The 23,222-nt window shown below is 50.4% G+C and carries 20 protein-coding genes and 2 tRNA genes; 6 read left to right on the plus strand and 16 right to left on the minus strand.

The window, feature by feature from the left end:
• Positions 1-2: 2 nt before the first annotated feature.
• Positions 3-2,585: a leucine--tRNA ligase gene (gene leuS / locus BGE37_RS18680; RefSeq protein ID WP_001157890.1), complete on the minus strand. Its 2,583-nt coding sequence runs from the start codon at positions 2,583-2,585 to the stop codon at positions 3-5.
• A gap of 235 nt (positions 2,586-2,820) precedes the next feature.
• Between leuS and BGE37_RS18685 the strand changes: the two genes are divergently transcribed.
• Positions 2,821-3,303 (plus strand): zinc ribbon-containing protein, encoded by a 483-nt coding sequence (locus BGE37_RS18685; RefSeq protein WP_001044880.1) that lies wholly within the window; start codon positions 2,821-2,823, stop codon positions 3,301-3,303.
• A 69-nt stretch (positions 3,304-3,372) separates the two neighbouring features.
• Here the strand turns inward: BGE37_RS18685 and ybeQ are convergent, their stop codons facing one another.
• A complete protein-coding gene (ybeQ, locus tag BGE37_RS18690) occupies positions 3,373-4,350 on the minus strand; it encodes a Sel1 family TPR-like repeat protein YbeQ (RefSeq protein ID WP_000578180.1) in 978 nt (325 codons plus the stop codon).
• 163 nt (positions 4,351-4,513) lie between these two features.
• Here ybeQ and BGE37_RS18695 point away from each other — a divergent pair, with 163 nt between their 5' ends.
• On the plus strand, positions 4,514-5,221 hold the full coding sequence (locus BGE37_RS18695; protein WP_105288313.1) for a DUF1266 domain-containing protein: 708 nt from the start codon (positions 4,514-4,516) through the stop codon (positions 5,219-5,221).
• Entirely contained in the window at positions 5,218-6,645 is a 1,428-nt protein-coding gene (locus tag BGE37_RS18700; protein ID WP_105288314.1) for a J domain-containing protein, read from the plus strand. Before BGE37_RS18695 ends, BGE37_RS18700 begins: the two co-directional genes overlap by 4 nt.
• Positions 6,646-6,654: 9 nt before the next feature.
• On the opposite strand, the gene BGE37_RS18705 is transcribed toward BGE37_RS18700, so the two are convergent.
• Positions 6,655-7,209: a tetratricopeptide repeat protein gene (locus BGE37_RS18705; RefSeq protein WP_001035659.1), complete on the minus strand. Its 555-nt coding sequence runs from the start codon at positions 7,207-7,209 to the stop codon at positions 6,655-6,657.
• 101 nt (positions 7,210-7,310) lie between these two features.
• On the opposite strand from BGE37_RS18705, the gene BGE37_RS18710 reads away from it, so the two are divergent.
• The gene (locus BGE37_RS18710) at positions 7,311-8,018 is read left to right on the plus strand and encodes a DUF1266 domain-containing protein (protein ID WP_001030943.1); all 708 of its coding nucleotides are present in this window, start codon (positions 7,311-7,313) and stop codon (positions 8,016-8,018) included.
• Positions 8,015-9,466 (plus strand): co-chaperone DjlC, encoded by a 1,452-nt coding sequence (djlC, locus tag BGE37_RS18715; protein WP_105288315.1) that lies wholly within the window; start codon positions 8,015-8,017, stop codon positions 9,464-9,466. Before BGE37_RS18710 ends, djlC begins: the two co-directional genes overlap by 4 nt.
• A 59-nt stretch (positions 9,467-9,525) precedes the next feature.
• Here the strand turns inward: djlC and hscC are convergent, their stop codons facing one another.
• From hscC to miaB, 11 genes are all read right to left on the minus strand, one after another.
• Positions 9,526-11,196, minus strand: a complete 1,671-nt coding sequence (hscC, locus tag BGE37_RS18720) for a molecular chaperone HscC (RefSeq protein ID WP_105288316.1) — start codon at positions 11,194-11,196, stop codon at positions 9,526-9,528.
• 83 nt (positions 11,197-11,279) lie between these two features.
• Positions 11,280-12,215, minus strand: coding sequence for a pyrimidine-specific ribonucleoside hydrolase RihA (gene rihA, locus BGE37_RS18725; RefSeq protein WP_001207495.1), 936 nt, complete (start codon positions 12,213-12,215; stop codon positions 11,280-11,282).
• A gap of 117 nt (positions 12,216-12,332) precedes the next feature.
• The gene (gltL, locus tag BGE37_RS18730) at positions 12,333-13,058 is read right to left on the minus strand and encodes a glutamate/aspartate ABC transporter ATP-binding protein GltL (RefSeq protein ID WP_000631384.1); all 726 of its coding nucleotides are present in this window, start codon (positions 13,056-13,058) and stop codon (positions 12,333-12,335) included.
• Complete coding sequence (gene gltK / locus BGE37_RS18735; RefSeq protein WP_000272805.1) at positions 13,058-13,732, minus strand: glutamate/aspartate ABC transporter permease GltK; 675 nt, start codon at positions 13,730-13,732, stop codon at positions 13,058-13,060. Before gltK ends, gltL begins: the two co-directional genes overlap by 1 nt.
• Positions 13,732-14,472 carry a glutamate/aspartate ABC transporter permease GltJ gene (gene gltJ, locus BGE37_RS18740; protein ID WP_000020941.1) on the minus strand — a complete coding sequence of 247 codons (741 nt, stop codon included), beginning with the start codon at positions 14,470-14,472 and terminating at the stop codon, positions 13,732-13,734. The genes gltK and gltJ overlap by 1 nt, the downstream gene beginning before the upstream one ends.
• 169 nt (positions 14,473-14,641) lie before the next feature.
• Positions 14,642-15,550, minus strand: a complete 909-nt coding sequence (gltI, locus tag BGE37_RS18745; protein ID WP_001177085.1) for a glutamate/aspartate ABC transporter substrate-binding protein GltI — start codon at positions 15,548-15,550, stop codon at positions 14,642-14,644.
• Positions 15,551-15,946: 396 nt separating this feature from the next.
• Complete coding sequence (gene lnt / locus BGE37_RS18750; RefSeq protein ID WP_105288317.1) at positions 15,947-17,485, minus strand: apolipoprotein N-acyltransferase; 1,539 nt, start codon at positions 17,483-17,485, stop codon at positions 15,947-15,949.
• A 24-nt stretch (positions 17,486-17,509) separates the two neighbouring features.
• The gene (gene corC / locus BGE37_RS18755) at positions 17,510-18,388 is read right to left on the minus strand and encodes a CNNM family magnesium/cobalt transport protein CorC (protein WP_001278605.1); all 879 of its coding nucleotides are present in this window, start codon (positions 18,386-18,388) and stop codon (positions 17,510-17,512) included.
• 89 nt (positions 18,389-18,477) lie between these two features.
• Positions 18,478-18,945 carry an rRNA maturation RNase YbeY gene (gene ybeY / locus BGE37_RS18760; protein ID WP_000084469.1) on the minus strand — a complete coding sequence of 156 codons (468 nt, stop codon included), beginning with the start codon at positions 18,943-18,945 and terminating at the stop codon, positions 18,478-18,480.
• Entirely contained in the window at positions 18,942-19,982 is a 1,041-nt protein-coding gene (locus BGE37_RS18765) for a PhoH family protein (RefSeq protein ID WP_001018040.1), read from the minus strand. The genes ybeY and BGE37_RS18765 overlap by 4 nt, the downstream gene beginning before the upstream one ends.
• A gap of 152 nt (positions 19,983-20,134) precedes the next feature.
• Entirely contained in the window at positions 20,135-21,559 is a 1,425-nt protein-coding gene (gene miaB / locus BGE37_RS18770; RefSeq protein ID WP_000162740.1) for a tRNA (N6-isopentenyl adenosine(37)-C2)-methylthiotransferase MiaB, read from the minus strand.
• A gap of 145 nt (positions 21,560-21,704) precedes the next feature.
• Here miaB and ubiF point away from each other — a divergent pair, with 145 nt between their 5' ends.
• A complete protein-coding gene (gene ubiF, locus BGE37_RS18775; protein WP_105288318.1) occupies positions 21,705-22,880 on the plus strand; it encodes a 3-demethoxyubiquinol 3-hydroxylase in 1,176 nt (391 codons plus the stop codon).
• 153 nt (positions 22,881-23,033) lie between these two features.
• Here ubiF and BGE37_RS18780 read toward each other — a convergent pair.
• A tRNA-Gln gene (locus BGE37_RS18780) sits at positions 23,034-23,108 on the minus strand.
• A 37-nt stretch (positions 23,109-23,145) separates the two neighbouring features.
• Positions 23,146-23,220 (minus strand) — tRNA-Gln (locus BGE37_RS18785).
• Between the last annotated feature and the right edge of the window lie 2 nt (positions 23,221-23,222).

A 23,222-nucleotide genomic window follows, 5' to 3' on the forward strand; every position in this document is an offset into this window, starting at 1 on the left:
GCTTAGCCAACGACCAGATTGAGGAGTTTACCTGGTACGTAAATCACTTTACGCACAGTAACGCCATCGAGATATTTTGCTACCAGATGTTCCTGGCCAGCACGTTCGCGAACCTGTTCTTCCGTTGCGTCCACCGGAACAGTGATTTTGGCACGGACTTTACCGTTAACCTGCACCACCACCAGCGTGGAGTCTTCCACCATCGCTTTTTCGTCAGCAACCGGCCACGGCGCGTTGTCGATATCGCCTTCGCCTTTCAGTTCCTGCCACAGCGTGAAGCAGATGTGCGGGGTGAACGGGTTAAGCATACGGACTACCGCCAGCAGCGCTTCCTGCATCAGGGCGCGATCCTGCTCGCCATCGGTCGGTGCTTTCGCCAGTTTGTTCATCAGCTCCATAATTGCCGCAATCGCGGTGTTGAAGGTCTGACGACGGCCGATATCATCGGTCACTTTAGCGATAGTTTTATGCACATCGCGACGCAGTGCTTTCTGATCTTCAGTCAACGCGTCGACATTCAGTGCTGCAACATCACCTTTTGCAGTGTGCTCGTAAACCAGTTTCCAGACACGTTTCAGGAAGCGGTTAGCCCCTTCCACGCCAGACTCCTGCCATTCGAGAGTCATATCCGCCGGAGAAGCAAACATCATAAACAGACGAACGGTGTCCGCGCCGTAACGTTCAACCATCACCTGTGGGTCGATACCGTTGTTCTTCGACTTGGACATTTTGCTCATGCCGGTATAAACCAGTTCATGGCCTGCCGCGTCTTTCGCTTTCACGATACGGCCTTTCTCGTCACGTTCAACGATAGCATCAACTGGGGAAACCCAGTTACGCTCGCCGTTTTCGCCAACATAGTAGAAGGCATCCGCCAGCACCATACCCTGACACAGCAACTGTTTTGCTGGTTCGTCAGAGTTCACCATGCCTGCATCACGCATCAGTTTATGGAAGAAGCGGAAGTAGAGCAGGTGCATAATGGCGTGTTCGATACCACCAATGTAGATATCCACCGGCAGCCAGTAGTTGGCCGCTTCGGAATCCAGCATACCTTCTTTGTACTCAGGGCAAGTGTAGCGCGCATAGTACCAGGAGGACTCCATAAAGGTGTCGAAAGTGTCGGTTTCACGCAGCGCTGGCATACCGTTAACGGTGGTTTTCGCCCACTCAGGATCAGCTTTTATCGGGCTGGTAATGCCGTCCATCACCACATCTTCCGGCAGGATCACCGGCAGCTGGTCGTCCGGGGTCGGCATTACAGTACCGTCTTCCAGTGTCACCATCGGAATCGGCGCGCCCCAGTAACGTTGACGGGAAACACCCCAGTCGCGCAGGCGGTAGTTCACTTTACGCTCGCCAACACCCATCGCAGTCAGTTTATCGGCGATGGCGTTGAAGGCTGCTTCATGATCAAGGCCGTTGAACTCGCCAGAGTTGAACAGCACGCCTTTTTCGGTCAGGGCTTGCTGAGAAAGATCTGGCTCAGAGCCGTCAGCTGCCAGGATAACCGGCTTGATATTCAGGCCGTATTTAGAGGCAAACTCGTAGTCGCGCTGGTCGTGACCCGGAACCGCCATAACTGCGCCGGTGCCGTATTCCATCAATACGAAGTTTGCTGCCCAAACGGGAATTTCTTCGCCCGTTAATGGGTGAACCGCTTTAAAGCCAGTATCGACGCCTTTTTTCTCCATCGTCGCCATTTCAGCTTCGGCAACTTTGGTGTTACGGCATTCGTCAATAAAGGCGGCCAGTTCAGGATTATTTTCCGCCGCTTTCTGTGCCAGCGGATGACCTGCCGCTACCGCCAGGTAGGTACAACCCATAAAGGTGTCCGGGCGGGTAGTGTAAACGGTCAGCGTGTTGTCATAGTCGTTAACGTTGAAAGTGATTTCTACGCCTTCGGAACGACCAATCCAGTTACGCTGCATGGTTTTAACGGTGTCTGGCCAGTGATCCAGTTTATCCAGATCGTTGAGCAGCTCGTCAGCGTAAGCGGTGATTTTGATAAACCATTGCGGGATCTCTTTACGCTCAACTTTGGTATCGCAGCGCCAGCAGCAGCCGTCGATAACCTGTTCGTTCGCCAGTACGGTCTGGTCGTTCGGGCACCAGTTGACCGCAGAAGTCTTCTTATATACCAGGCCTTTTTTATACAGCTCGGTGAAGAATTTCTGTTCCCAACGGTAGTATTCCGGCGTACAGGTTGCCAGCTCGCGGCTCCAGTCATAACCAAAGCCCAGCATTTTGAGCTGGTTTTTCATGTACGCGATGTTGTCGTACGTCCACGGTGCTGGCGCGGTGTTATTTTTCACCGCTGCGCCTTCCGCAGGCAGACCAAACGCGTCCCAGCCGATCGGCTGCAGAACGTTTTTGCCCAGCATGCGCTGGTAACGGGCGATCACGTCACCGATGGTGTAGTTACGTACGTGGCCCATGTGTAGTCGACCAGAAGGATAGGGAAGCATAGACAGGCAGTAATACTTCTCTTTGCTCTCGTCTTCTGTTACTTCAAATGTGCGCTTCTCATCCCAATGAAGCTGTACTTTGGATTCTATCTCTTCCGGGCGGTATTGCTCTTGCATGGCAGCCAGTGGTCCTGTTTTCAATACGGCTACAAAAGTAGCGTTAGAGGTGGTTTTTCAGATCCGCATAGCATAGCCCAAACGTCCGCGTCAAAACAGCCTTTCGCGCACTCGACGTTGAAATGATGCCCGGATTATTCATACATTAATTTACAGAGTTTGTGGGCGTAATAGCAAAGCAAGGAACAAAGAACGTCTATTATTATAGTCAGTTAACGACCCGGGAGATGAAACGATGAACAAGGTTGCTCAATATTACCGTGAACTGGTCGCGTCACTGAGCGAACGCCTGCGTAATGGCGAACGTGATATCGACGCACTGGTGGAACAGGCGCGCGAGCGCGTAATAAAAACAGGGGAGTTAACGCGAACCGAGGTCGATGAGCTGACGCGAGCTGTCAGACGTGACCTGGAAGAGTTCGCCATGAGCTATGAAGAGAGCCTGAAAGAAGAGTCTGACAGCGTCTTTATGAGGGTGATTAAAGAAAGCTTGTGGCAGGAACTGGCAGACATCACCGATAAAACGCAGCTTGAATGGCGCGAAGTTTTCCAGGACCTCAATCATCACGGGGTTTATCACAGCGGAGAAGTGGTAGGGCTGGGAAATCTGGTCTGCGAGAAATGTCATTTCCATCTCCCAATCTACACACCGGAAGTGCTGACGCTATGCCCGAAATGTGGTCATGATCAGTTCCAGAGACGCCCGTTCGAGCCTTAATGGTCCGATTTCAAACAGCAATAAAGAGAATATGGGCCGAATAAAATTCCCCGGCCCTTGTTTTTATCTCTACAGTAAATCTTCAATCTCACGGATTTTTTGACTGACATCCCTGGTACCGGATGACTGAGCTTTACGATACAGATCGAGAGCCTGTCGGAGATCGACAGGTCTTCCTTCTCCGTAATGATACATAATGGCAAGGTTATACCAGGCAGTGGCATTATCGCATTCAGCGGCTTTCGTAAACCATTCAAAGGCGGCCTGATAATCCTTCTCAACGCCTTGACCGTGTTTATACATATAGCCGATGTTAACGTAAGCGCCGACGCTTTCCTGAGCGGCAGCCTTCAGATACCAGTACATTGCTTGCTTATAGTCCTGGTCAACCCCTTCGCCAGCGTTATAATCCCACGCAATTTGAAATTGAGCGTGCCGATTACCTTGCTGTGCGCTTTTCAAATACCAGAATGCGGCAAGAGCTTTGTTTTGGGCAACACCTTTACCGTCTTCATAAAGATCGGCCAGATTGTCTTGTGCGTAACTATGGCCTTGCAATGCAGCTTGTTTGTACCAGAAAAATGCCAGCGCATAGTCTTGTGCGACTCCGTTGCCATTTCTGTACATCCACCCAAGATTATTTTGCGCATAAGACATTCCGCTCTCCGCGGCTATCTGATACCAGACAACCGCTTCTTTATAGTTGGGGTCTTCTCCACGATCCAGTATCCAGCCAAGGGCGTTGGAAGCGAAAGTATGGCCTTGTAGGGCAGCTTTTTTCAGCCAAAAGATGGCTTGCCCATTATCTTTATGACGGCTTTTATCCTCGGTATACTTTTGCCCTAAGGAATATTGTGCTTCACAATGACCTTGCTCAGCGGCCAGCTTCAGCCAGTAAAAGGCCTTTTCGTCATCCGGAGAGTCAATTGCGCTATCGCGATTATAATAAAACCCAACAATATATTGAGCCTCGCAATCGCCTTTTTCAGCACGTTCGATAATCTCATCTATTGATAAGTTATCGCAGCAACTTGACGTAAAAATCATTATCATTTCCTTATGGTTGTAGATAAAACATATTATATTTTTATGTATTCCATTTTTGCGTAAGCCTTATTTTATGCGTATTATGTTGCGTCAGAAAAGTATAAATAAATGAGTCTCGCAATGTAGTTTACATTCATTAAATGAATGTTTAAGGATAAATTATATGGACATGGAGTCGCAAAAAATATTGTTTGCACTTTCCACTCCGATGGAAATACGCAATGAATGCTGTTTACCTTCGCATTCATCCCCCAAAATGTATTTAGGTACATGCTTTTTTGACCTTTCTTCCTCATGGGGAATTGATGACCGTGATGACCTGCTGCGTACAATTCACCGAATGATGGATAACGGTCATGCTGCGCGGTTGGCAGGGTTTTATCACCGCTGGTTTCGTTATTCTCCATGTGAATGGCGTGATTATCTTGCTGAACTAAATGAGCAAGGTCAGGCTTATGCGCAATTTGTCGCCAGCACCGCCGAATGCTGTGGCGAAGGGGGAATCAAAGCCTGGGATTATGTCCGGATGGGTTTTTTAAGCCGAATGGGCGTACTTAATAACTGGTTGAGCGAAGAAGAAAGTCTATGGATCCAGTCGCGCATTCATCTACGGGCGCTACGTTATTATAGTAACTGGCAGCAATACTTTGCCGGTTATACCTTTGGTCGGCAATATTGGCAGTCTCCCGAAGATGATAATCTTCAGTTATTACGTGAATTTTTAGCGCGTAAAGAATACGACGATTCCGGCAATGATATGTTTTATCAATTATTTGCCAGTGATGATGCGTATTACCCTACCTTGTCCTGGCAACCATTGGCTTACTATTCTGCATGCCCGGAAACGCTTAAGGATATGAGCGATCTATGAAAAATTGCTGGAAGATCCTCAACATAGAGGAAACAACTGACGTCGATATTATCCGCCGCGCTTATCTGGCGCTGTTACCGTCCTTTCATCCAGAAACCGATCCGCAGGGTTTTAAACAACTTCGTCAGGCGTATGAGGAGGCGCTACGGATTGCGCAGTCGCCTGCTAAATCTGTTTGGCAACCAGAAGAACATGAAGTTGCAGAACATGAAATTCTGCTCGCCTTTCGTGCGTTACTCGCCTCTGATAGCGAACGTTTTCTGCCCTCTGCCTGGCAGCGATTCATTCAGCAATTAAATTATTGCTCGATGGAAGATATTGATGAATTACGCTGGTCGCTGTGCACAATAGCCATGAACACTGCCCATTTATCCTTCGAGTGCGTGGTGTTATTAGCAGAAAGATTGCGGTGGTTGCAGGAGGAAAACGTCGGGGAAATAGACGAAGAAGAACTGGAATCCTTTTTATATGCCATTGCGAAGGGGAATGTTTTTAACTTCCAGACCATTCTGCATCTGCCCGTTGCCGTACAAAATGACACCATTGATTTTTACCAAATGTTCGCGCGGATTTGGTCATCGCATCCAGAATGGCTGACATTGTATTTAGCGCAACATCGCGCAGTGATTATCCCCGATGATGCAAATTTGCACAGAAATTTACTCCGCTGGTATAGCACAAGCCGTCTGGATATCCCCGAACTTCTGGATTACGCCCGGTCGTGGCGGGAAGCTGAACCTGATAATGAAGATGCGCGTTATTATGAATACGCGCAACGCGTCTATTGTGGAGAAGGCGAAAGCCTGCTGGCAGAACTTTGTGACTACTGGCGCGAGTATCCCTCCACCCAGGCGGATGCTTTAATGTTGCAATGGTGCCGTCAGCATCGGGTCGATTATTACCCGTTAGTCGTGATGATGATTGAAGCACGTGAACTGGTTAACGATCAGGGGAAACCGTTACTTTATGTTCCTGGTGACAGTGCGCGTACGCGCTTTCAATTATACGAAATACTCAGCGATGAGAAACTCTCTGCGCTGGGGCGTTCTCTGGTTGAGATGGTTTTGCACAAAGGGCGTAAGCCGCGAATCTCACTCACGCGTGATACACAGCATCCCTTATGGACATTATATTTAGTTGCTAAACAATTAGTGCAGACCAGCCAACCTACAGAAGAATCATTGATGCCGATCGTCGCCCGCCTTGATGCAGAAGATCGTTGTCCTCTGGACGCATTAATAATTCGACGATTATTAATTCAGTCGGCGAATTTTGCCGGGCAACAAACCGTCGAGCCGGAGCCGCAACCGCAGCCAATGCCCGTTGACGATGGTGGGCCGGGCTGTCTGGGCATCATTAAAATTATTTTCTATATTTTTATCTTTGCTGGTTTGATAGGGAAAATACTTCATCTGTTCGGGTGAAAGTCGACGTTAATGTGCGGGAAGCTCTGCAAGTAATCTTTCCGCATTTTTATAATGTTGCTCTGCCGCCAGTTCTAACCATTTGCGAGCTTCATAATTGTTGGTGCTAATACCCGTGCCGTTTCTGTAGATCAAACCCAACGTGTATTGTGCATGAACATGCCCTTGTTCAGCTGCTTCCTTATACCAGAGAATTGCTTTACGGGTATCGGGTTTGACCCCCAGACCTTTGAGGTAGATCCACCCCAGTTTACTTTGCGCGCGTGGATTTTCCTGTTCCGCTGATTGCTCATACCAGTATCTCGCCTGTGTATAATCCAGTGGTTTACCGTCGCTACCATGAAGATAAAATTCTCCAAGGCGATATTGCGACGTTGAGTGACCATGAATCGCGGAAAGCTCCGTGGCTGCCGTGGTGAATGGAAGACTGCCCGGTGAGCTTAAATAATCAAAGGCATAATTCGCCATGGCTTTATCACGCAACGTCGTTTTCTTGGGTTGGCTAATACAGGTTATTGCTGCAACTATAAATATTGCGAATATATACATTAATTTTTTATTCATGTGTGAATGCTTCGATTTTCTTTTTATTTTGAAAGCGTCAAGTTTATACTCATCAATAATAAAAAAGTAGTCAGTTAATGCACTTAAGGGATTATTAACAAATGAATAAGGAAGAACAATATCTTCTTTTTGCGCTTTCTACGCCCATGGAAATACTTAATCAGGGTTGCAAGCCCGCGCATGACTCGCCAAAAATGTATACCGGGATAAAAGAATTCGATCTCTCATCATCCTGGGGAATAAATAATCGTGATGATTTAATTCAGACTATTTATCAGATGACCGATGATGGTCATGCCAATGATTTAGCTGGCTTATATCTGACATGGCATCGCTCTTCCCCTGAAGAGTGGAAAGCATTAATTGCTGGCGGCTCGGAGAGAGGGTTGATTTATACCCAATTCGTTGCCCAAACCGCTATGTGTTGTGGGGAAGGGGGAATCAAAGCCTGGGATTATGTGCGGATGGGTTTTTTATCACGGGTTGGTGTGCTCAACAAGTGGCTGACGGAAGACGAGAGTTTATGGCTGCAATCGCGCGTCTATATACGAGCACACCATTACTATCACAGCTGGATGCACTATTTTTCCGCCTATTCGTTAGGGCGTCTCTACTGGCAATCTTCTCAGTGCGAAGACAACGCTTCGCTACGCGAGGCGCTAACCCTGTACAAATACGATAGCGCCGGGAGTCGGATGTTCGAAGAGCTGGCAGCGGGAAGCGACCGTTTCTATGCCACGCTTCCCTGGCAGCCATTAACTGTCCAGCCTGAATGCCCGGTAACGCTTAAGGATGTGAGCGACCTATGAAAACATGTTGGCAAATCCTCGAAATTGAAAGCACGACGCAAATAGACATTATCCGCCAGGCTTATCTTGCTCGCTTACCGTTGTGTCATCCCGAAACCGATCCGCAGGGGTTTAAAGCATTACGCCAGGCCTATGAAGAGGCGCTGCGACTGGCGGTAAATCCTGTCGCGGAAGCAGATGATGAAGAAAAAGATGCCGCCGCTGAACATGAAATACTACGTGCATTCAGGGCATTACTGGATTCTGAAAGTGATCGTTTTCAGCCCTCCGCCTGGCAGAAATTTATTCAGCAATTAAATACCTGGAACATGGAGGATGTCGATCAATTACGCTGGCCGCTGTGTGCAGTCGCTATAGAAGCGCGATATCTTTCATTAAATTGTGCTTCTTTGCTGGCAGAGCGTTTGAACTGGCATTCGTTTAATGACAGCGAAGGAATGGATGAGGAAGAAAGGGAGGCTTTTCTTGAGGCCATTCAGGCTGGTGATTGTTTCGATTTCCTTAGCCTTCTGGAATATCCCGTCGCGTTGCAGAACCAGACTGTTGAGTATTACTTCGCGCTGGAACGCTGCTGCCGTTACCATCCTGACTATGTCACTGCGTTTATGGCAATGGAAGGTCCGTGGTTCATTCCTGATGATGCAAAGTTACATCGCAAACTGTTGCGCTGGCACAGCTCGGTGCAAACAGGTATGGCGGAACTCATTCCTGTAGCGCAACAGTGGCAAACGGAAGAACCAGAAAGTGAAGATGCCCGATATTACCAGTGTGCGCAACGGTTGTACTGCGGCGAGGGGGAAAGCATGCTTGCCGATCTCTGCGGTTACTGGGAAAGTTATCCGTCTACACAAGCCGATAATTTATTACTGCAGTGGAGTGCGCAACATTGCCCGGATTATTTCGCGCTGTTAGTGATAGTTATCGAAGCGCAAAGCATGATTGATGCGCAAGGTAACCCGTTGAAATATGTTCCTGGTGAGAGCGCCCGGACGCGGCTGTTATGGGCGGAAATTTTACATAGCGGAAAATTATCGCCGTTAGGTCAATCGTTTATTGAGTCGTTATTCTTCAAGCGCAAAGCATGGGCATGGTGGAAATCGAGAGTCGGTAGCGAGACAGAACAAGATTCACCGTTACTGGATTTGTATCGTGTAGCGGAACAGGTTGTGCTGGAAGCGTTCCCGAAACAAGAGATGCTGGCCCGTCTTAATACAAGGCTGGAAGGTGGAGATGCTCATCCATTAGAGGCCATTATCACGCGGATGCTGTTGACGAAAGTGAAACTCGAGCCGGAGGATGAAGATGTCGATGAGCCAACACCTGAAAACCACGAAGAAAAAAATGATGAGGATGAAAAACCACAGAGCATTACCAGCATTATCAAAATCAGCTTAACGGTGCTGGTGATAGGCTATGCTCTCGGAAAAATCGCGATGTTGTTTAGCTGAGGATGTGTTTTTTGCGCCGATGCCGGATGCAGCGTTTATGCCGCATCCGGCAGCCGTGTTTAAGGGATCTCAATAGCCAAATAATCGCTCGCCCGTCGCCGAACTTCATCGACGCGGGCCATATCGTTTGACTGCAACGCCGCATCAAAATCGGTGATCACCCGGCCGATCTCTTCTCGCTCGTCACCCAGCGCCCGCGCCCACAACTCTTCCAGTTTGGCCTTAAAGGTACGGTTGATAAGCATATCGCGCGGATAAATTTTTAATGCGGATAACCTTGCCCGACTCTCTTCAATTTGCTGGGTACTTAACGTTACCGGGCTGTGGTTAATGACTCTGGACTTAACGCTGCCGTCTTCCAGAAGCACGTCAACTTCAAGCAACCCGTTGATATCATAACTAAAGCGAATATCAATCGACTGATAAGCCCCGGTTTTCTTCAACGGCACATCGAAGGATTCTACCAGAATGTTATTTTTAACTTTGTGGTTTTCTCCCTGATAGACGTTAACCGTAATTGAATCCTGTTCCGGGTGCATGGTCGAGTAAGTTTCTACACGCGACACCGGTACAGTGGTGTTTCGTTCAATAATCGGTGAGAAAATGCCGGAAACGCCCTGGCGGTTAACTTCAACACCTAAGGAGTAGGGGCAAATATCGGTGAGGATCACTTCTTCAATGTCTTCGCTGCGTAAGCGGCAGGCGGCCTGGATCGCTGCGCCCAGCGCGACAATAGTACTCGGGTCGTAACTTTGATACGGTAATTTGCCAAACAGACGCACGGCGATTCGCTGCACCAGCGGCATTTGTGATGCGCCGCCAACCAGCACCAGACTGTCGATTTGACTTGGCTTCAGACGTGCATCGCGCAACGCCTGTTCAATCGGCACTCGCAAGCGATTGAGCAGCGGCAACCACAAATCTTCCAGTTCGTTCTCGTAAAATTCGCACTCACGCGTTTCTTCCTGATACTGCCAGCTAATTTGCAGCGGTAATTGATTGCTGCATTTTGCCGCTTCCACGCTGGTGTACAGGGCTGCCAGCTCACTTTCGTTGAGCATGTTTTTAGCCACTGCGGCGCGTTTTAAAACTTCATCCACCAGCATATGAGTAAAATCTTCGCCGCCAAGAAAGTTGTCGCCAGCGGAGGCGTGAACTTCAATCACCGGCGTGGCGTATTCGAGCACCGTGACGTCAAACGTGCCGCCACCGAGATCAAAAACCAGCGAGCGGGTATTTTGTTGCGTATGCAGGCCATATGCCATCGCAGCTGCTGTGGGTTCATTAATTAAGCGTACCGCATTTAACCCGGCTAGCTCCGCTGCTAAACGGGTATGCTTGCGTTGTTCATCACTGAAATAAGCCGGAACAGAGATCACCACATTTTTAATAGAACGTTGCAGAAATTCTTCGGCATCTTCTTTTAATGAACGTAAGACCAAAGAGGACAGTTCTGGTGCGTTAAATGTGTCGCTGCCTAACCGCCAGTTGGTATTACTGCCCATTGAGCGTTTAAATAATGCGGCGGTTTTATCCGGATGCGAAGTGCGCCGTGATACAGCCGGTTTTCCGACTAAAATATGATTATTTTCATCCATACTAATGATGGATGGTGTTAAATATTCACCGAACTTATTTGGAATTAATTGCGCGGCACCGTCTTTCCAGACGGCAATTAAACTATTGGTAGTGCCGAGATCGATACCAATGGCGAGTTCTGCATTATCCATTGCATTTATATCTTGAAAGAAAAAGAGATAAACAGATTAAGACCACCCTGTGAAAGCGTGGTGATCTTAATCAATGTGGTGTGTTAAGCGTAAAATTTCAGACGCTCAGCCAGTAAATCAACAAAGCCCTGACGATCAATATCGACCATTACAGTGGCATTCGGTTTATTGCCTGTCAGATAATAATAATCAACAACCGTCATGCCCTGAGTATATTTCCCCTGTGTTTCCACGCCAACCCAGCGCTCAACAGTGGTAAACAACTCTGGTTTCAACAGCCAGGCGATGGTGCATGGGTCATGCAGCGGTGCGCCCACAAAGCCCCATTTTTCGTCTTTGTGATATTCGAGGAAGAAATCCAGCAGTTCGGCAACAATGGTTGAAACAGGGTTGCCAATCGCGCGGAAACGCTCGGTGTCTTCAACGTGGATTTGTGCTTTGTGGGTAACATCCAGACCGGCCATCACCACCGGGATCCCTGACTGGAAAACAATTTCTGCCGCTTCCGGGTCAACATAAATATTAAACTCGGCGGCTGGCGTCCAGTTACCAAGCCCCATTGCGCCGCCCATAATCACGATACGGGCGATTTTGCTATGCAGTTCCGGATGGCTATTGAGCAGCAAGGCAACGTTAGTTTGCGGTCCGGTAGAAACAATCGTGACAGGTTCCGCACTTTCACGCAGCGTTTTCGCCATCAGCTCCACCGCCGTACAGTTTTGCGGTGCGAACGTCGGTTCCGGTAATGCCGGGCCGTCGAGACCGCTTTCGCCGTGCACATTGTCCGCGATAATCAAATCACGCATTAATGGTTTTACCGCGCCGCCTGCTACCGGAATATCGGTGCGATTAAGCAAGGTCAGCATACGCAGAACATTGCGTAAGGTTTTTTCTGGTGTCTGGTTTCCGGCGGAAGACGTAATTGCTTTGACATCAAGCTCTGGTGAGGCGAGGGCGAGAACTATTGCGATAGCGTCGTCATGACCTGGGTCGCAATCTAACAGAATCGGCAGTGCCATTGTTGCTCCTTGTTGTGTGCTTCTTTGCGACAAGGGTAACGCCAGGATGTAACAGATACGAGGAGCGAAACGATAAAGCGTGAGATGGCGCGCACTTGGGTATGCGCGCCAGAGTGATTAATGCAGGATTTTCGCGAGGAAGTCTTTTGCGCGGTCCGATTTCGGATCATCGAAGAAAGCGTCTTTCGGCGAGTCTTCGACAATTTTACCCTCGTCCATAAAGATCACCCGATTCGCCACTTTACGGGCAAAGCCCATTTCGTGGGTCACCACCATCATGGTCATTCCTTCGTTCGCCAGTTCCACCATCACGTCCAGCACTTCGTTAATCATCTCCGGATCCAGCGCCGATGTCGGTTCGTCGAACAGCATCGCGATAGGATCCATGCACAATGCGCGAGCGATCGCCACACGCTGCTGCTGACCGCCGGAAAGCTGCGCCGGAAACTTATTGGCATGTGCGGAAAGCCCGACGCGCTCCAGCAATTTCAGGGCTTTTTCACGAGCGGGCGCTTTATCGCGTTTAAGCACTTTTACCTGCGCCAGGGTCAGGTTTTCAATAATCGACAAATGAGGGAACAGCTCGAAATGCTGGAACACCATCCCGACGCGGGAACGCAGCTTTGCCAGATCGGTTTTCTTATCATTAACCACGATACCATCGACGGTGATTTCACCTTGCTGCACCGGTTCGAGGCCGTTGACGGTTTTAATCAGTGTTGATTTGCCAGAGCCTGACGGACCACAAACCACCACTACTTCACCTTTTTTCACTTCGGTTGAGCAGTCGGTCAGCACCTGAAAGTGACCATACCATTTTGAAACATTTTTCAGGGTAATCATTATGCTGTCCTTCTTTTCAAGTAGCTGACCAACAACGATGCGCTAAGGCTAATAACGAAATAAACAAACCCGGCAAACAGAATCATTTCGACCTGTGTACCATCACGCTCACCAATGGTTGAGGCGGTACGGAAGAAATCGGCCAGAGATAACACATACACCAGCGAGGTATCCTGGAACAGTACGATGCCCTGAGTGAGCAGCAGCGGCACCATCGCGCGGAACGCCTGCGGCAGAATAATCAGTTTCATCGACTGCCAGTGAGTCATCCCCAACGCCAGCGCGGCGCTCGACTGCCCACGGGAAATACTTTGAATACCGGCACGGATAATCTCTGAATAGTAGGCCGCTTCAAACATCGAAAACGCCACCATCGCCGAAATTAAACGGATATCATTTTTTGGCGATAATCCCAGCACGTTTTGCAGAAAACCCGGCACAATCAGGTAAAACCATAGCAAAACCATGACTAACGGGATCGAACGGAACACGTTAACGTAGGCTTTGGCAAACCAGGCAATCGGCGCAAAGCTGGACAAGCGCATTACTGCCAGCAACGTACCCCACAAAATACCAATGACCACCGCCGTGATGGTGATTTTCAGGGTGATCACCAGCCCGTCGAGCAGATATGGCAGGGAAGGAACAATGGAACTCCAGTCAAACTCGTACATTATTTGCCCCCCATGTTGCCGGGCAGGCGAACTTTACGTTCAACCAGCGTCATCACCAGCATGATAAAAGCGTTAATCAACACATACGCCAGCGTAATGGCGGTAAATGACTCCCAGGCGTGGGCCGAGTAATCGAGCAATTTACCGGCCTGCGCCGCCATATCCACCAGACCGATGGTCGAGGCGATGGCGGAGTTTTTTACCAGGTTCATCATCTCAGAGGTCATTGGCGGGACGATAACGCGATAAGCGTTAGGCAACAGTACGTAGCGGTAAGCCTGCGGTAGCGTCAGACCCATTGCCAGCGCGGCATTTTTTTGCCCACGCGGCAGCGACTGAATCGCGGCGCGTACTTGTTCGCAAACACGAGCTGCAGTAAACAGTCCCAGACAGAGCATGGAGGAGAGGAAAAACTGAATATTGGGGTCTAGTTCTGCCTTAAACCACATGCCGATTTTTTCCGGCAACAGTTCAGGGATAACCAGATACCAGGTAAAGAATTGCACAATCAACGGCACGTTGCGGAACAGTTCGACATACAACGTACCCAGACCGGAGAGAAAACGGTTTGGAACGGTACGTAAAATGCCGAAAAATGAACCGACGAGGAAAGCGATAATCCAGGCGCAGATCGACAAAGCGATCGTCACCTGAAAACCACTCCAGATCCAACCAAGATAGGTGGTGTTGCCGAACGGGGCTTGTTGTAAAAAAATACCCCAGTTCCAGTCTATAGACATAAATCTACTCCAGAAAAAAGAGGGTAGCAGCGTTAACTGCTACCCTCGAAGATTGTTACCCAGCGTATTGCGGTTTTCAGGCCCGATGGGGAACGACCATCAGGCGTATAGTCTGTCCGTGCTACGTAACAATCGAGAGGGCTGGAATTTCCGCCCCTGGTTCTTGTAATTAGTTCAGTGCCTTGTCATTCGGTTCTTTGAACAGTGCTTTCATTTCGTCTGACAGTTCGAAATTCATGTTCAGGTTTTTCGGCGGAATTGGATTTTTGAACCACTTATCAAACCATTTTTCCGCTTCACCGGAGGTCTGCACCTGAGCGATAGTGTCATCCATCAGCTTTTTGAACTGCGGATCGTCTTTACGCAACATGCAACCGTAGGCTTCCTGAGACTGCGGCTTGCCGACGATTTCCCAGTTGTCTGGTTTCTTCGCTTTCGCTCGCTCACCGGCTAACAGAGCGTCATCCATCATAAAGGCAACGGCACGACCGCTTTCCAGGGTGCGGAAAGAGTCACCGTGATCTTTGGCGCTGATGATGCGCATATTCATTTTTTGCTCTTCATTCAGTTTGTTGAGCAAAACTTCAGAGGTAGTGCCGGAAGTAACGACTACGGCTTTGCCTTTCAGGTCGGCAAAATCTTTGATATCGCCGCCTTTTTTGGTCAGCAGGCGCGTACCGACCACGAAAATAGTGTCAGAGAAAGCCGCCTGTTTTTGGCGTTCGACGTTGTTGGTGGTTGAACCACATTCAAAATCGAAAGTGCCGTTTTGCAGCAGCGGAATACGGTTTTGTGAGGTGATCGGAATCAGTTTCACCTGCAAGTCCGGTTTATTGAGTTTCTTTTTCACTGCTTCAACAATGGCGTTGGAGTAATCCTGCGAGTAACCCACCACTTTTTGCTGATTGTCGTAATAAGAGAAAGGTACTGAAGATTCACGGTGACCGACGACAATCACACCGTTTTTGGCGATTTTGTCCAGCGTACTGCCCGCTGCCGGGGCGGCGTCATCTGCCTGTGCCAGGCCTGCGGAAAGCGCCAGGGCCAGGATTGCTGTGGCAGGTTTACGTAATTGCATATCCAACTCCTTTATCTTCTGCGTTAAGAACGCATGGATACCCGTTGTGAGTGTTTGTGTTGTTATCATCTGCAACTTTATTGTGCAGTGTTGTGTTTGTTAGGTAACATTTAGTTTGGCTAAATGTAAAGATATTGATGTTTTATTGTTTGTTTTTGCGAGATGCGCCGCACCATTCCGAAGCAAAATTCTTAAAATGCACTCTTTTGGTGCTACCGGTGGATTGCTGTGGTGCAACCGGGTTGTTCTGACGCGGGTTCAAGCTTTGCCTTGTATAACAAAGCAATAGATGTGCCAAAGTTGGATAGGGGAATTTTGTCATCCGGATAACGCACTGATACCACATCCGGCGAGCGTGCCGAAATACGGGATGTATTCCGGCACGATAAGAAGGGATTATTTACGTCGTTGATGCAGACTCATCAACACAGCGGCAAAACCAAACAGTGCCGTCAGTACCCACAGCGGCCAGTTGCCGGTACGTGCGTACGGTGTGAGTCCGGTAGTCGGCGTCACATTAGTGGTCAACACCTCGCGGGTGAATTGCGGGATCATCGCCTGAATCTCACCCTGCGGACCAATCACCGCCGTGATGCCATTATTGGTGCTACGCAGCAGCGGGCGCGCCAGCTCCAGCGCACGCATTCGCGCCATCTGAAAGTGCTGCCATGGGCCAATAGACTTACCAAACCACGCATCGTTGGAGATAGTCAGCAGATAGTCGGTATCCGGGCGGAAGTTATCGCGCACTTGCTCGCCGAGAATGATCTCGTAGCAAATAGCCGCAGTAAGCTCAATACCATTTACCGACAGCGGTGGTTGGATATATGGTCCACGGCTGAATGACGACATCGGCAGATCAAAGAACGGTGCTAACGGACGCAGAATCGACTCCAGCGGGACAAACTCGCCAAACGGCACCAGATGGTTTTTGTTATAGCGATCGGTCGATTCATAGCTGTACGGTGCACCTTTACCCAGCGTGATGATGGTGTTGTAGGTATCGTAGCGGTTCTGCTTATTGAGACGCGCGTCGACAATCCCGGTGACCAGCGAGCTACCTTTATCACGCAACTCACCGTCCAGTGCTTTGAGGAACGGCTGCTGATTAATTTCCAGGTCGGTTATCGCCGACTCCGGCCAGATAATCAGCGATGACTTGCCCATCAGCGGTGCCGTTGCGTTGTAGTAAATCTTCAGCGTATTGAGAAGCTGGCCTTCATCCCACTTCAGCGATTGCGGAATGTCGCCCTGAACCATCGAAACCTGAATGGTTTTCTCCGGTTGCGGGGTGAACCACTGGATGTAACGCAGCGGGAAGGGAAGGGCGAACAGCACGACGGCCACCACCAGCGGACGCCAGTTGCGTTTGACCAACGCCAGTGCCAGCAGGCCGCTTACCATCATCAGCAGGAAGTTAATGGCTTCCACGCCCATTATCGGTGCCAGTCCTTTTAACGGACCGTCAATCTGGCTATAGCCGAACTGCAACCACGGGAAGCCAGTCAGCACCCAACCGCGCAGAAACTCGGTCACTTGCCAGAGAGCAGGGGCGGCAATCGCCACGCGTAGCCAGGTGGTTTTCGGCCACAGACGCGACAGCACGCCAGCAAACAGTCCGGTATACAGCGACAAATACGCCGCCAGCAGCACCACCAGGAAGATGTTAACTGGGCCAGGCATTCCGCCAAAGGTCGCGATGCTGACATAGACCCAGTTAATACCGCTGCCAAACAGGCCAAATCCCCAGCAAAAGCCAATAGCGGCAGACTGGAGTGGACGGCGGTTAAAGGTGAGCGCCTGAAGTCCCATCAGCGAAATAATCGCCGCAGGCCAGACATCGTAAGGAGAGAAGGCCAGCGTTCCGCAGGCACCGAATAATAACGCCAGCAGCAGGCGAATGCGCTGGCGTTCAATTAATGAGGCAAAAGCCATGTAGTTATCTATCCAGTTTCGGTTTTATTCATCCAGCTTTGGCTGGGGTGAGTCATCCGGGATTTTGACATGAACCTGAATAATACGCCGACTGTCGGCCATCGCCACTTTGAACTGGTAACCGTCGATGTCGATGGTTTCGCCACGCGCCGGGAGATGCCCAAATGCCTGCATCACTAGACCGCCGATGGTGTCGACTTCTTCATCGCTAAAGTGGGTGCCGAAGGCTTCGTTGAAATCTTCGATGGAAGCCAGTGCGCGCACGGTCCAGGTATGACGACTCAGCTGACGGAAGTCGATATCATCTTCTTCGTCATACTCGTCTTCAATCTCACCAACAATCAGTTCCAGGATATCTTCAATGGTCACCAGACCGGAAACCCCACCGAATTCGTCAATGACGATCGCCATGTGGTAACGCTGAGAGCGAAACTCTTTCAGCATCCGGTCTACGCGCTTACTTTCAGGAACGACAACCGCCTGACGTAACACTTTGTCCATGCTGAAGGCTTCTGCATCGCTGCGCATAAACGGCAGCAAGTCTTTCGCCATCAGAATCCCTTCAATGTGATCTTTGTCTTCGCTAATCACCGGGAAACGTGAGTGGGCGGACTCGATGATGACATCAAGGCATTCGTCCAGCGTCTGGTTGCGTTTCAGGGTAATCATCTGGGAGCGGGGGATCATGATGTCGCGAACGCGTTGGTCTGCGATGTCCATCACCCCTTCGAGCATATCGCGCGTATCTTCGTCGATAAGGTCGTTCTGCCCGGAATCACGGATCAGCGCCAGCAGTTCGTCACGGTTTTTCGGTTCACCGTGGAAAAGTTGGCTGAGTAACAGGGAGAAAAATCCCTTCTTGTTGCTTATCGTGTCACTACTGTGTGAATTGTCGTCGCTCATGGCGTCGTATGGGTTCTCATGTTAGTTAATCAAAACGCCGTCGTTAATCACCAACGGCGGGGACGTCTGCCAGTCAAATGCCTGGCAAATTATTCTTTCTCGGCAATGTACGGATCCTCATAGCCCAGAGCAAGCATAATCTCTGTTTCGAGGGCTTCCATTTCTTCTGCTTCGTCGTCTTCGATGTGATCGTAACCTAACAAATGCAGACTGCCGTGCACCACCATATGCGCCCAGTGCGCTTCCAGTGGTTTGCCTTGCTCTTGTGCTTCCTTCTCAACGACCTGACGGCAGATAACCAGATCACCCAGCAGCGACATCTCCATGCCAGGCGGTACTTCAAACGGGAAGGAGAGCACGTTGGTCGGCTTATCCTTACCGCGATAGGTCAGATTGAGACTGTGGCTTTCGGCGGTATCGACCACGCGAATAGTCACTTCCGATTCTTCCTGAAACTGCGGGATCACCGCATTCAGCCATGTCTGAAACTGGCTCTCTTCCGGTAACCCGGAATTATCTTCACATGCCAGTTGTAAATCGAGGATCACCTGACTCATTTTTGTTCCTGTTCTTCGCGCTTGCGTTCTGCTGCCAGCGCCGCTTTTCGTTTTTGTTCGGCTTCTTCCCAGGCTTCATAAGCGTTAACGATACGCGCTACCACCGGGTGACGAACCACGTCTTCGCTGTGGAAGAAGTTAAAGCTGATCTCTTCGACATCGGCTAACACTTCGATAGCGTGACGTAAACCTGATTTAGTATTACGCGGTAAGTCGATCTGCGTGACATCGCCGGTAATAACCGCTTTTGAGTTAAAACCGATACGAGTCAGGAACATCTTCATCTGTTCGATGGTGGTGTTCTGGCTCTCATCAAGAATGATAAACGCGTCGTTCAGCGTACGGCCACGCATATAGGCCAGTGGCGCGACTTCAATAACGTTGCGCTCAATCAGCTTCTCGACTTTCTCAAAGCCCAACATTTCAAACAGCGCGTCATACAGCGGGCGCAGATACGGGTCCACTTTCTGGCTTAAATCGCCAGGCAGGAAGCCCAGTTTCTCACCGGCTTCTACCGCCGGACGAGTCAGCAGAATACGGCGAATTTCCTGACGCTCCAGGGCATCAACTGCCGCAGCCACTGCCAGGTAGGTTTTACCCGTACCCGCCGGGCCAACGCCGAAGGTAATGTCATGGTCGAGAATATTGGCGATGTACTGCGCCTGGTTTGGCGTGCGCGGCTTGATTACGCCGCGTTTGGTCTTGATATTGACCGCTTTGCCATACTCCGGCACGCTCTCCGCACTTTGTTCCAGCACGCGTGCTTCTTTAATCGCCAGGTGGATCTGTTCCGGCTCGATATCCTGAATCTGACCGCGCATCGGGGCAGTATCGACATACAGGCTACGCAGAATGTCTGCCGCAGCGGTGACGCAAATCGGACGGCCGGTCAGTTTAAAGTGGTTATCACGGCGATTGATTTCGATGCCGAGACGGCGTTCGAGTTGTTTGATGTTGTCATCAAACGGGCCGCACAGGCTCAACAGACGTGCGTTGTCTGCTGGCTCCAGAGTAATTTCGCGAGTGTCTATGTTCAAACCGTTCCTCTTATCTGTATGCCGCCGGAAGCTGAACATTCACCGGCCTATAAGGAAATTATTCACGCCACAGGAAAAAGGCGCAAGCATTGAGATAAAGATGGGGATAAAGAGAGAAAAAACAAGGCCCACCGGAACGGCGGGCCTGAGAATTACGGCTGATAATAACCCACGCCAAGGTCATTTTCTTTGCGGGTACGGGCAATCACCGATTCCGGTGTTTCTGCCACGCGCAGACCCATTTCATCTTCAGTTCGCACCACTTTACCGCGCAGAGAGTTCGGGTAGACGTCGGTAATTTCTACATCGACGAATTTACCGATCATATCCGGTGTGCCCTCGAAGTTGACCACGCGGTTATTTTCAGTACGACCGGAAAGCTCCATGATGCTCTTACGCGATGTACCTTCTACCAGAATACGCTGGGTGGTGCCGAGCATACGGCGGCTCCATGCCATCGCTTGCTGATTAATGCGCTCTTGCAGAATATACAGACGCTGCTTCTTCTCTTCTTCCGGAACATCATCAACCATATCGGCGGCTGGCGTACCCGGACGTGCAGAGAAGATAAAGCTGTAGCTCATGTCGAAATTGACGTCGGCAATCAGCTTCATCGTTTTCTCGAAGTCTTCGGTGGTTTCGCCAGGGAAGCCAACGATGAAGTCAGAACTGATCTGAATATCCGGACGCGCCGCACGCAGTTTACGGATGATCGCTTTGTACTCCAGCGCTGTATGGGTACGTCCCATCAGGTTCAGAATGCGATCGGAACCGCTCTGTACCGGCAGATGCAGGAAGCTCACCAGCTCCGGCGTGTCACGGTACACTTCGATGATATCGTCGGTGAATTCGATCGGATGGCTGGTGGTAAAGCGAATACGATCGATCCCGTCGATCGCCGCAACCAGACGCAGCAGATCGGCAAACGATCCGGTGGTGCCGTCGTAGTTCTCACCACGCCAGGCGTTCACGTTCTGACCGAGCAGGTTGACTTCACGCACGCCCTGAGCCGCAAGCTGGGCAATCTCAAACAGAATATCGTCGGAAGGACGGCTTACCTCTTCACCACGGGTGTAAGGCACCACACAGTAGGTGCAATATTTATTGCAGCCTTCCATGATGGAGACAAACGCGGTTGGTCCTTCGGCACGCGGTTCCGGCAGACGGTCAAACTTCTCGATTTCCGGAAAGCTGATATCTACAACCGGGCTGCGGTCGCCGCGTACGGAGTTGATCATCTCCGGCAGACGGTGCAGCGTTTGCGGCCCAAAAATAATATCAACATAGTGGGCGCGCTGGCGAATGTGCTCGCCTTCTTGCGATGCCACGCAGCCGCCGACGCCGATAATCAGGTCTGGATTCTTCTCTTTTAACAGTTTCCAGCGACCCAACTGATGGAAGACTTTTTCCTGAGCCTTCTCGCGGATTGAGCAGGTGTTCAGCAGCAGCACATCCGCTTCTTCCGCCACGTCGGTCAGTTGATAGCCGTGGGTGGCATCCAGCAGATCGGCCATCTTCGATGAATCGTACTCGTTCATCTGACAGCCCCAGGTTTTAATATGGAGTTTTTTGGTCATCGACTTGCTCTTGCGAAATAGTAGCCAGGAATGCAGGGCGCATAGTGTAATGCTTTGCTGCCGTTGTGACCAGTATGAGCGTTATCAGCCCTTGGGGGTAAAAATCCTGTAAACTTAAAGCATATTGCTAACAGGATGATTGACCATGACAAATCAACCAACGGAAATTGCCATTGTCGGCGGAGGAATGGTCGGCGGCGCACTGGCGCTGGGACTGGCTCAGCACGGATTTTCGGTAACGGTAATCGAGCATGCAGAGCCTGCACCGTTTGTCGCTGACAGCCAGCCTGACGTGCGGATCTCGGCGATTAGTGCGGCTTCGGTATCATTGCTTAAAGGTTTAGGCGTCTGGGACGCGGTACAGGCCATGCGTTGCCATCCTTATCGCAGACTGGAAACGTGGGAGTGGGAAACGGCGCATGTGGTGTTTGATGCAGCCGAATTGAAGCTGCCGTTGCTTGGCTATATGGTGGAAAACACTGTCCTGCAACAGGCGCTGTGGCAGGCGCTGGAAGCGCATCCGAAAGTAACGTTACGTGTGCCAGGCTCACTAATTGCTCTGCATCGCCATAATGATCTTCAGGAACTGGAACTGAAGGGGGGCGAAGTGATCCAGGCGAAGCTGGTGATTGGCGCTGACGGTGCAAATTCGCAGGTGCGGCAAATGGCGGGAATTGGCGTTCATGCCTGGCAGTATGCGCAGTCGTGTATGTTGATTAGCGTACAGTGCGAGAATGATCCCGGCGACAGCACCTGGCAGCAGTTTACTCCGGACGGGCCGCGTGCGTTTTTGCCGCTGTTTGATAACTGGGCATCGCTGGTGTGGTACGACTCACCAGCGCGTATTCGCCAGTTGCAGAATATGAATATGGCGCAGCTCCAGGCGGAAATCGCGAAGCATTTCCCGTCACGTCTGGGTTATGTAACGCCGCTTGCTGCTGGTGCGTTTCCGCTGACGCGCCGCCATGCGTTGCAGTATGTGCAGCCAGGGCTTGCGCTGGTGGGCGATGCGGCGCACACCATTCATCCGCTGGCGGGGCAGGGGGTGAATCTTGGTTATCGCGATGTTGATGCGCTGATTGACGTTCTGGTGAATGCCCGCAGCTACGGTGAAGCGTGGGCCAGTTATCCTGTCCTCAAGCGTTACCAGATGCGGCGTATGGCGGATAACTTCATTATGCAAAGCGGTATGGATCTGTTTTATGCCGGATTCAGCAATAATCTGCCGCCACTGCGTTTTATGCGTAATCTCGGGTTAATGGCGGCGGAGCGTGCTGGCGTATTGAAACGGCAGGCGCTGAAATATGCGTTAGGGTTGTAGCCTTACAACATTGCCGGATGCATGCCAACTGTAGGTCGGATAAGACGCATCAGCGTCGCATCCGACTTTGAAGAATAAGACGTGTCAACATCGCATTCGACATTGAATATACGCAGAAAAGCAAAAAGCTCGCCGAAGCGAGCTTTTTTAATGTGGCTGGGGTACGAGGATTCGAACCTCGGAATGCCGGAATCAGAATCCGGTGCCTTACCGCTTGGCGATACCCCAACTGGGTGCACTTACAAGGTAAGCGTCTTGAATAAATTGGCTGGGGTACGAGGATTCGAACCTCGGAATGCCGGAATCAGAATCCGGTGCCTTACCGCTTGGCGATACCCCAAC

Source organism: Escherichia sp. MOD1-EC6300, from assembly GCF_002965045.1.
Classification (GTDB): domain Bacteria; phylum Pseudomonadota; class Gammaproteobacteria; order Enterobacterales; family Enterobacteriaceae; genus Escherichia; species Escherichia coli_F.

What these genes read in the sequence shown, in the direction of transcription:
- leuS (WP_001157890.1), bottom strand. Translation starts at nt 2,585, where the DNA reads ATGCAAGAGCAATACCGCCCGGAAGAGATAGAATCCAAAGTACAGCTT.
- gltI (WP_001177085.1), bottom strand. Translation starts at nt 15,550, where the DNA reads ATGCAATTACGTAAACCTGCCACAGCAATCCTGGCCCTGGCGCTTTCC.
- corC (WP_001278605.1), bottom strand. Translation starts at nt 18,388, where the DNA reads ATGAGCGACGACAATTCACACAGTAGTGACACGATAAGCAACAAGAAG.
- hscC (WP_105288316.1), bottom strand. Translation starts at nt 11,196, where the DNA reads ATGGATAATGCAGAACTCGCCATTGGTATCGATCTCGGCACTACCAAT.
- gltK (WP_000272805.1), bottom strand. Translation starts at nt 13,732, where the DNA reads ATGTACGAGTTTGACTGGAGTTCCATTGTTCCTTCCCTGCCATATCTG.
- ubiF (WP_105288318.1), top strand. Translation starts at nt 21,705, where the DNA reads ATGACAAATCAACCAACGGAAATTGCCATTGTCGGCGGAGGAATGGTC.
- BGE37_RS18700 (WP_105288314.1), top strand. Translation starts at nt 5,218, where the DNA reads ATGAAAAATTGCTGGAAGATCCTCAACATAGAGGAAACAACTGACGTC.
- ybeQ (WP_000578180.1), bottom strand. Translation starts at nt 4,350, where the DNA reads ATGATTTTTACGTCAAGTTGCTGCGATAACTTATCAATAGATGAGATT.
- BGE37_RS18695 (WP_105288313.1), top strand. Translation starts at nt 4,514, where the DNA reads ATGGACATGGAGTCGCAAAAAATATTGTTTGCACTTTCCACTCCGATG.
- djlC (WP_105288315.1), top strand. Translation starts at nt 8,015, where the DNA reads ATGAAAACATGTTGGCAAATCCTCGAAATTGAAAGCACGACGCAAATA.
- ybeY (WP_000084469.1), bottom strand. Translation starts at nt 18,945, where the DNA reads ATGAGTCAGGTGATCCTCGATTTACAACTGGCATGTGAAGATAATTCC.
- miaB (WP_000162740.1), bottom strand. Translation starts at nt 21,559, where the DNA reads ATGACCAAAAAACTCCATATTAAAACCTGGGGCTGTCAGATGAACGAG.
- BGE37_RS18705 (WP_001035659.1), bottom strand. Translation starts at nt 7,209, where the DNA reads ATGAATAAAAAATTAATGTATATATTCGCAATATTTATAGTTGCAGCA.
- lnt (WP_105288317.1), bottom strand. Translation starts at nt 17,485, where the DNA reads ATGGCTTTTGCCTCATTAATTGAACGCCAGCGCATTCGCCTGCTGCTG.
- rihA (WP_001207495.1), bottom strand. Translation starts at nt 12,215, where the DNA reads ATGGCACTGCCGATTCTGTTAGATTGCGACCCAGGTCATGACGACGCT.
- BGE37_RS18710 (WP_001030943.1), top strand. Translation starts at nt 7,311, where the DNA reads ATGAATAAGGAAGAACAATATCTTCTTTTTGCGCTTTCTACGCCCATG.
- gltL (WP_000631384.1), bottom strand. Translation starts at nt 13,058, where the DNA reads ATGATTACCCTGAAAAATGTTTCAAAATGGTATGGTCACTTTCAGGTG.
- BGE37_RS18685 (WP_001044880.1), top strand. Translation starts at nt 2,821, where the DNA reads ATGAACAAGGTTGCTCAATATTACCGTGAACTGGTCGCGTCACTGAGC.
- gltJ (WP_000020941.1), bottom strand. Translation starts at nt 14,472, where the DNA reads ATGTCTATAGACTGGAACTGGGGTATTTTTTTACAACAAGCCCCGTTC.